Below are 8509 nucleotides of genomic sequence, written 5' to 3'. Positions count from 1 at the left end.
GGCTGATTTTGTGTGTTTCCTCTAACTGCTGCTAAGCTCACTTTATGCATTCCATACAGATATATGCTGGTGTCTCCCCCCGTCCCGTTCCACCGCAGGCTGGGTTCATCCACCGGCAGGTAAGACCATGTTCTCTATGGGGAAATTCCAGGCGGGGGCAGCGGATGTGTAAAGGCTGCGCGGAACTGTTGAATCTGGTAAGTTGTGTAGTTTTCTCTTTCTACATTCTTACGCTCACGAGGCTGAAGCTCGTGAGCTATATCTTGGAGAAGTTTCTTACTAAGAGATCGCTTTTTTCTATGAAATCCTCTATTGTGTCAAATCCCGATTCTTCCAGCATTTTCATTACGTAGGGGTTCTCCAGAGGAGTCGCAAATGGGGCCTTGTCTCCGTATGCATCTACATGGATGCGGCCTTCCTGTCTGTCCAGTACTGCTTTGGGGCCGCCCACACAGCCGCCTACGCAGCCCATGCCTTCAAAAAAGTTGGCGTCTGTTTCTCCGTTCTGTATCTTTTTGATGAGTTCCCGGCAGGCCGGGATTCCGTCGGCCTGTTCTGCTTTGACTTTTATTTTACGATCAGGCCTCAGCTGTTTTTCGGTTTCCTGTACGGCCTGGCTGACTCCGCCGGTTCTTGCGTATATGCGGCCCGCTCTTGAAGAATGCTCTTTTTCTTTGTCTGCCAGCTCTTCCGGGCGGATATCGGCGGCATCGAAGATGTCCTGCACTTCCTGGAATGTTAGTACGTAGTCTACTGCACCGACCAGATCGGGCTCTTTTGCTTCGCTTTTTTTGGCCAGGCAGGGGCCGGCAAATACGGTGACGGCATCCGGGTGAAGGCGTTTGATCATCCGGCCGCAGGCAACCATGGGAGAGACTGCTCCTGGGACATGTGGCATCAGTTCATGGTACATTTTGCGGATCATAGATATCCAGATGGGACAGCAGCAGCTTGTGAGCTGGTAATCTCCCGCTTCCCTGACATGTTTGTCAAACTCCAGCGCTTCTTTCAGGGTCAGGATGTCTGCAAAGAGTGCAACCTCCACCATACCGGTAAAGCCCAGTGCCTGAAATGCGGTCCGCAGCTTTCCCGGCGTCACCTTTTCTGAAAACTGCCCTAAAAATGCGGGGGCAACCATCATATATACCGGGCCTTTTGCCTCTCTTACTGCTTTCATTGCCGGCAGCACATCCCTGCCCGCTGTGATTTTATCCGTTTTACATGCTTCAATACATGCCTCACAGCCGATGCACAGATCCGGGTTGATAAATAGTTTACCGTCCTCCCCAGCTTCAATTGCGTCAAAGATGCAGCTGTTCTGGCATGCACGCTCATATTCACACTCTTCACATGGTTCATTAAACACTACAGGGGCATGGTTCTGAGGGTTGAGCAGACAGTCCAGGTGATAGGGATGGTACTCCGGTGGCAGAGGCGCCTTTAATGATATTTTCCGTTTCATAATCTCCCGGTAAAGCTCTTCAAATGTTTTCATTTCAATTTCTCCCATTTCTAACTGATATTACCAGTTATTATGGGCGGGGCATCCTGATTTTATGCACGCGCAGAGCGCCCGGATGCTATATCGGCACCGGGCGCTCTGTATGCTTCTGCGTAACTGGTATTCTGTTTTCGGTCAGTCTTTTCTTGTATCACCCCAGAAGAACAGTGCGACTGTTCCCGGGCCGGTATGGCTGCCGATTGTTGTCCCAACACTATTGATCACAACTTTTCCGTTCAGCTTTGGAAAACGCTCCTCTATCATATCCGCTACTTTTTTGGCATCATCGTAGCAGTCTGAATGGGAGATAAAGCACTTTTCTGAGTAATCCAGCCTGTCCTCTGCAAACAGTTCCATTTTTTTAACGATCTCCCGGATTACCTTTTTCTTACCCCTGATTTTAAAACGGGGGATCAGATGCCCGCTATTGTCCATGTTTAGCAGCGGACAGATCTCAAGTGCAGTTCCAAACCATCCCGATACCTTGGAAATACGTCCTCCCTTTACATAAAAGGTCAGATCTGTTGAGAAAAACCAGTGGTGCAGATCCAGTCTGTGATCCTCTGCCCAGTGGTATATCTCCTCGAGGCTCCTTCCCTCGTCCCGCAGGTCGGCCAGGCGGTCCATGAGCAGGCCGTAGCCGGAAGAAGCACCCAGCGAATCCACAATAAAAATCTTCCTGTCCGGGTATTCCTCCAGCAGTGCTTCTTTTGCCGTCTCGGCAGAATTGATTACTCCAGAAAGCCCGGAAGACAGACACACGTGCAGGATATCCTTGCCCTGGATCAGTATACTCCGGAAATAATCCATAAATTCTCCGGCATTTACCTGTGAAGTCTTGGTGTCCGCACCCTCTTTCATCCTGGCATAGAACTCTTTGAAGGGCATGCTCTGCCCCAAATCATCCTGATATTCTGTACCATCTAAGTAATAATGAAAACAGATATATGAAATATCCCGTTTTCTGAAATGCTCCGGCGACAAATCCGCAGTAGAGCAACAGCTTAATACATAATTTCCCACAATTCTCTCCCTCTTTTCTGTTGCATTTATATTTTTATCTTACTCGTGTATCACAGTAATGTCAACCGTTTTATATAGTTATAAATACTACCTTTTGCACGTAAAGAATTGGAAACACATATATATGAACTACCTTGCTGCATGCCGTACTTCACTGTGAACCAAACTCTTTACTCAGGGCACTGAAAAAGCGATTTCTATACTATTTTTAAGGAATCTGGTGCATTGTCATTCCCGCCACCCCCATATAAAATAAAAGAAAAAGCAAAATAGGAGGAAACTGTATGACTTCAAAAGAGCGCGTAATGGCTGTATTTGCCCATCAAATTCCGGACCGGGTCCCAATGTGGTGCGGGGCATCCCCTGATTTTATGGCAAAGGCACGCAGCTTTCTAAATGTAAAAAGTGACGAGGATGTTTTCCTTCGTTTTCATGATGATTTCCGGCGTGTCTACTCACGATATACCGGACCGGACAGATTCAACCCGGACTATGATTCAGGCGACGGAAAAACGGTATCCATATTCGGCATCGAGAGGGAGGGAATCGGCTATGGGCAGGCAGCGCTGCACCCCCTTGCCGGTGCCTCTGTGGAAGAAATACATGCCTACTCATGGCCTTCTCCAGACTGGTATGATGTCTCACATATCCGGGAAGATGCACTGGCATGGGACAATCAATACGCCATTCTGGGCGGGGAATGGTGCCCCATTTTTCACGATGCCATTGATCTGCTTGGCATGGAAAACATGATGATACTTATGTATGAGGATCCTGACATTGTACATGCTGTTCTCTCCCATGTCACAGACTTCTATTATGAATTATCCAAACGAGTCTTCGAAGCGGCCCGCGGGGCAATCGATATCTTCTTTATCGGAAACGATCTGGGCAGCCAGACCGGACCTCTTATCGGAGAAGGTTTATTCCGCGAGTTTATCTGCCCTTACCTGAAGCGTCTGACAGATCTTGGAAAAGAATACGGGCTTCCCACTATGATGCACTGCTGCGGCAGCTATACCCAGCTGATGCCTGCTCTGATTGAGAATGGGATCTCCGCCGTCCAGAGTCTGCAGCCAATTACACGTGAAATGCAGCCGGCTTATCTGAAAGAACACTTTGGAGGAAGACTGATCCTGAATGGATGCATAGATTCTATCGATATCCTGATAAACGGAAATGTAGAAGACACAGTCCGGGCTACACGTGATACAGTCCGATGTATGAAACCCGGGGGTGGATACATCCTCTCTCCAAGCCACGATTACCTTCTGGAAGAGACTCCGGTTGAGAATGTACTTGCGATGTACGATACCTGCCTGGAAGAGGGCGGGTACGCCATTCTGGCTGATATACAGTAAAAACGGCCGGCCAGGTTCAGGGACGGGCATAAGCCCATTCGTCCCCGCCCCTGGCCGGCCGTTCATTATCTTATTATTTTATCAGACTCGCCAAAACCTGATAGAGATAATCCACATCCACAGGTTTGGTCACAAAGCCGTTCATCCCGGCTTCGATGGCTGCATCAGCATCTTCTTTAAACGTGTTCGCAGTCATTGCTATGATTGGAACCCCAGATGCGTCCGGCCGATCCAGATTGCGGATTGCCCGGCAGGACTCCAGTCCGTCCATGACCGGCATCTGAATATCCATCAGAATTGCCTGGAATTCACCCGGTCTGCTTTCTTTAAATATATTGATCGCTTCTTCTCCGTTTTCCGCTCTTTTCACTGACGCACCCTGCATCTTGAGAAGTTCTTCGGCGATCTCTGCATTCAGATCATTGTCCTCTGCAAGAATAATATTCATTTGATCCAGGAACTGATCTATTTCCACCTTCTCCTGCTTTTTCTCCAGAACTCCAATTGGAAATTCTGCGGTAAAGTAGAACTCACTGCCTTTCCCCTCTTCACTTGCCAGCTTCAGTTCTCCTCCCATCAGATCCACGATCGTCCTGCTGATTGCAAGCCCCAGGCCGGTTCCCTGGCTTTTAGAATAATTGTTCCCCACCTGTTCAAATGCCTCGAATATACGTCTCTGATTTTCTTCAGAAATACCCACGCCATTATCAACTACCTGGAATCTGTAAACGGCCTTCTCTTCTGAGCTCTGGGTCTGTGTTACACATACTCTGACCCGGCCGCCCGCCGGGGTGAACTTAAAGGCATTGGATAACAGGTTTGCAAGCACCTGTTTCAAACGTACAGCATCTCCGAGAAGCACATCGTCTTTAATCTCTGTCTTCATGTAGAAGTCCAATTCCCGTCTTTTTGCTTCCCCGGTCATCATACTTTCCAGTTCATCCAGTATCTGCTCTATAGAAAACGGCTCACTCGCCACGGTCATCATACCGCTTTCAATTCTGCTCATATCAAGTATATCACTGATCAGGCTCAGAAGATAACGTGACGATGAACGTATCTTGGAGAGATTCCCTCTCACATTTTCCGGTACTTTATCCATCATGCAGGTCAGGTCACTGATACCGACAATGGCATTCATTGGTGTTCTTATCTCATGACTCATCCTGGACAAGAACTCTCCTTTTGCACGGTTCTCTGCCTCCGCCCTCTCCAGATTTGCCTGTATCTTTGCCGCATGGATGCGATAGCGTGCCATAATCAGTACAAAAATAACAATCAGCAGGAATACTAATGCCAATATAGCCACAAACATCAGGGGATTTGCATAGATCATCTCGATAGCTGAAAGATGCCCCGTTCCCACAGATATCATATTCTGGTCCTCTATAGCCGCCTTTTCATCACTGGTCAGGCTGTTGATTGCCTTATTCATAATTGTCAGCAGCTCTCCCTCTACCGGACTCATCATGGCAAAGCTCATTTCATTTCTTTCATTCATAACAGTATTGGGAACTACATTTGTGAAGTGATTGGCCTGTATTTCCAGTTCGATTCTTGAAGAAAGCCCATAAAAGAAATCCACCTTGCCGCTGTTTACTGCGCGCAGGGCATCGGTCACTGTGCTGTAGTACTTGACCTCCGATACATTGATACTGGCGGGCATCCTGCGCCCTTTTATCACTGCGCCGGTCAGCCCTTCCGATGGGAAGGTCACCGACTTGTTGCGCGCTATAATATCATTCAGGATCGCATACGGTTTGGTTACCGCCAGTTCCATCTGCGCTCCTTCATTATCCGTCCCAAGAAAAGAGCCGATCATATCGGCTTTGCCCTGATACAGCATCTCCAGTGCTTCACTGTAATTATTCGTGTGAACAAACTCAAACTGGAGTCCGCAGAATTCTTCTACTCTTTTCAGTACATCCGGAATCATCCCATCATGCTGCCCATCATCTTCTTCTTTGCAATACAGCGGATGCCATCTTTTCTGCACGGCAACTTTTACGGTCTTCTTCTGGCTGATGTACTCACGTTCAGACTGATTCAAATAAATACTTGCTATTCCTGAATCGGGAAAATTGGCCTCGTAGCGCTCCTCCGCAAAATTTGGATTGGAATCCATTATTTTTTCCATAGCCATGTTCAGTCCATCCAGTACTTCCTGGTTATCTCCGGTAGTAACAATATAATGCGGCTGAGAGTCAAACTTTGCCACCACACGGAACTTTCCGGTATCATCCGCGCTGTTTCCAAGCAGCATGTCCACTTCGCCATCTTCCAGATAAGTATAGAGATTTCCATTAACCTGCTGCTCCCGGGTATATTCAACAATTTCACACTTTATATTGTTGCTGTCCATAAATACCTTGAGACGGCGGATATTCTCTGCCGCATTCTTATAAACGCCTATCCTCTTGCCAGACATGCTCTTCCAGTCAAACGCCTTGATACCCTCATCCTCTTTCTGGGCCATCAAAACTGATTTGCTGTAACCGGTATTGTAATCCGGATAACCAAAATATTCTTCCATTCCTTCCAGATAATAGGTGCCGCCTATTAGATCATATTGACCGGCCATGAACTCTTTTATCAGGTTATCCCCGGCGGTATCTATATATTCATACTTCCAGCCTGTATATTTAGCAATTTCATTCAGATAATCGATCACAATCCCATGTCTGTTACCGTCTGCATCCATCTCCGTAAATCCGTCCACCTCGGAGACTCCAACACGCAGAACACGATATTCGGTCTGCTCTTCTGCAAGTACAGTCCCAGATGAAAAAAGCAATACAGCTGCTGCCAGCACCAGCAGAAATCCCTTTTTTATTGTTCTCCCCGATAATATCTTCATATCTAAGAACTCCTTTATCTTTGATGTTCTAGCCTTTTCTGATTATATCATATGTCATCTCCAATTACTTTCATAATTTTCATAAATCATCTTTTTTTTGCTAATCCAATCTCGGGAGAATCTCACCCAGTAACCGGACGGCCTCATTCAGTTTCTGCAGTTCTTCTTCACTCAGCTTTTCTTCCAGAGACCGAAGAAAGTCTTTATTTTTCAGGTAGTATTCATCCAGATATGCAGCGGCCTTCGGGGTGAGCCGCAGCCAGATCATTCTCCTGTCATTTTCTTTGTTCAATCGTTCAATAAACCCGTGCTTATACAGCGCATCCACCAGCTTTGTTGCCTGCTGCTTCGGAACTTTCAGCTGCTGTGCCAGTTCCGTCATCGTCAATGTTTCGCATTTCCTGAGTGTTTCCATGCAATAGTAAGTCTCCAGGCTCATCTCCCCATGCAGAGTTTCTTTAAACGGACGTACCAGCTTCGAATGCCAGTCCGGCATAACCAGAAGCAGATTTTTTACAAATTGTTCAGAATATTTTTCTTTTATCATTTTACCTCTCCATTGACAAATGAATTTAATAGTGTTATGATCTTAAATTAGTAAATAAAATATGACTATCATCATTGTTTAATCTTAATTGTACCATCACAAATCAAATTTCTTAAATCAATTGTTATCCATTCCACACCCAAATCATAAGGAGATGTCACTGATTATGCAAAATTACATACAGAATTTTATTAAAACCTTAAAAGATAAGTTTCGTTTCAGTACACTGAGTTTTATATTCATCATTGCCTACGTAAATATCTTTCAGCATTTTTTCGGCCCTGAGAATTCCATTGTCGGTGTAAGTTTTGCCATTATAATGTCATCGTCCATGGTTTGGGATCTGACCGCAGCCCCGGTAAGACATCTGTTCATCCAGTCTGTTGTACTGGTCTGGATGGCGCTGGCGGCATGCTGGGTTGTGTTTCTTCCCATGCCGCTGTCACTCATCGTTAATTTTATCACATTATTTATAATTTTGTATGCTTTTACTTACGAATATACCACTAATATGTACTTTCCCTATATTCTTTCCTATCTGTTCCTGGTGTTCATCTCCCCGGCGGAACCTTCTCAGCTTCCCAAGAGACTCCTGGGCATGCTGGTGGGTGCACTGTCAATTATTCTGTATCAGTGGGTCATGGGAAGAAAACGTATCGAAGAAACCGCACAGGATGTACTCAGTAAAATAATTGATGACATCTCCCGGCATATTTCCTGGCAGCTTAAGGAAACACCTGATAAGCCGGATCTGAACGATACCCGGCACAGACTTTGCCAGCTGAGTCAGATTGTTTATGACAGAAGAAAAAAAGTGTTTTGTATCTCCGATGCCGGATTTTCCTTGATAGAAGCCGGCCGAGGGCTGGCACATCTTCTGACTTACCTCCAAGATATTTCTCCTGAAGATGCCGGTACAGAAAGAGAACCAATGTCATTAAGATAAGAAAAACGGTATATTTGAGGCAAATATGTTAATTGCATATTTGCCTATTTTTATGCAAAAAACACTTGACAAGACGCTCAAAAAATGTGGCGTAGCCTTTTAATAATATAAAATTTTAGGAGGTTATCACTTATGCAATTTTCAGAAGAAGTAAAAGCTACATTATGGAACCTAATTGACGAAATGTCTTTGAATTTATCGGATTTCACGGTTCATCCAGGCAGGGATTTTACCAGAAAGAAAAAATGGGACTTTCCTACTATGATAAAATTCA

6 protein-coding genes are annotated in these 8509 nt (G+C 45.8%); 2 read left to right on the top strand and 4 right to left on the bottom strand.

Features of this window, described 5'->3' with window-relative positions; translation table 11 throughout:
- Nucleotides 1-256: 256 nt before the first annotated feature.
- Nucleotides 257-1495: a [Fe-Fe] hydrogenase large subunit C-terminal domain-containing protein gene (locus HMPREF0240_RS18535; protein WP_035314159.1), complete on the bottom strand. Its 1239-nt coding sequence runs from the start codon at nt 1493-1495 to the stop codon at nt 257-259.
- 141 nt (nt 1496-1636) lie between these two features.
- A complete protein-coding gene (locus tag HMPREF0240_RS18530; protein WP_009004951.1) occupies nt 1637-2524 on the bottom strand; it encodes a DegV family protein in 888 nt (295 codons plus the stop codon).
- A gap of 284 nt (nt 2525-2808) precedes the next feature.
- On the opposite strand from HMPREF0240_RS18530, the gene HMPREF0240_RS18525 reads away from it, so the two are divergent.
- Entirely contained in the window at nt 2809-3885 is a 1077-nt protein-coding gene (locus HMPREF0240_RS18525; protein WP_009004950.1) for a uroporphyrinogen decarboxylase family protein, read from the top strand.
- Between the two features lie 73 nt (nt 3886-3958).
- Here the strand turns inward: HMPREF0240_RS18525 and HMPREF0240_RS18520 are convergent, their stop codons facing one another.
- Complete coding sequence (locus HMPREF0240_RS18520) at nt 3959-6742, bottom strand: transporter substrate-binding domain-containing protein (RefSeq protein WP_050794575.1); 2784 nt, start codon at nt 6740-6742, stop codon at nt 3959-3961.
- Nucleotides 6743-6842: 100 nt separating this feature from the next.
- Nucleotides 6843-7289, bottom strand: coding sequence for a MarR family transcriptional regulator (locus tag HMPREF0240_RS18515; RefSeq protein ID WP_009004949.1), 447 nt, complete (start codon nt 7287-7289; stop codon nt 6843-6845).
- A 166-nt stretch (nt 7290-7455) separates the two neighbouring features.
- Between HMPREF0240_RS18515 and HMPREF0240_RS18510 the strand changes: the two genes are divergently transcribed.
- Entirely contained in the window at nt 7456-8235 is a 780-nt protein-coding gene (locus tag HMPREF0240_RS18510) for a hypothetical protein (RefSeq protein ID WP_050794574.1), read from the top strand.
- The last annotated feature ends 274 nt before the right edge of the window (nt 8236-8509 follow it).

The sequence above is a fragment of the Clostridium sp. D5 genome (genome assembly GCF_000190355.1).
In the GTDB taxonomy this organism is placed as follows: domain Bacteria; phylum Bacillota; class Clostridia; order Lachnospirales; family Lachnospiraceae; genus Faecalicatena; species Faecalicatena fissicatena_A.
Note: the sequence above shows the minus strand (reverse complement) of the source record. Positions and strands in the feature narration are given on the sequence as shown.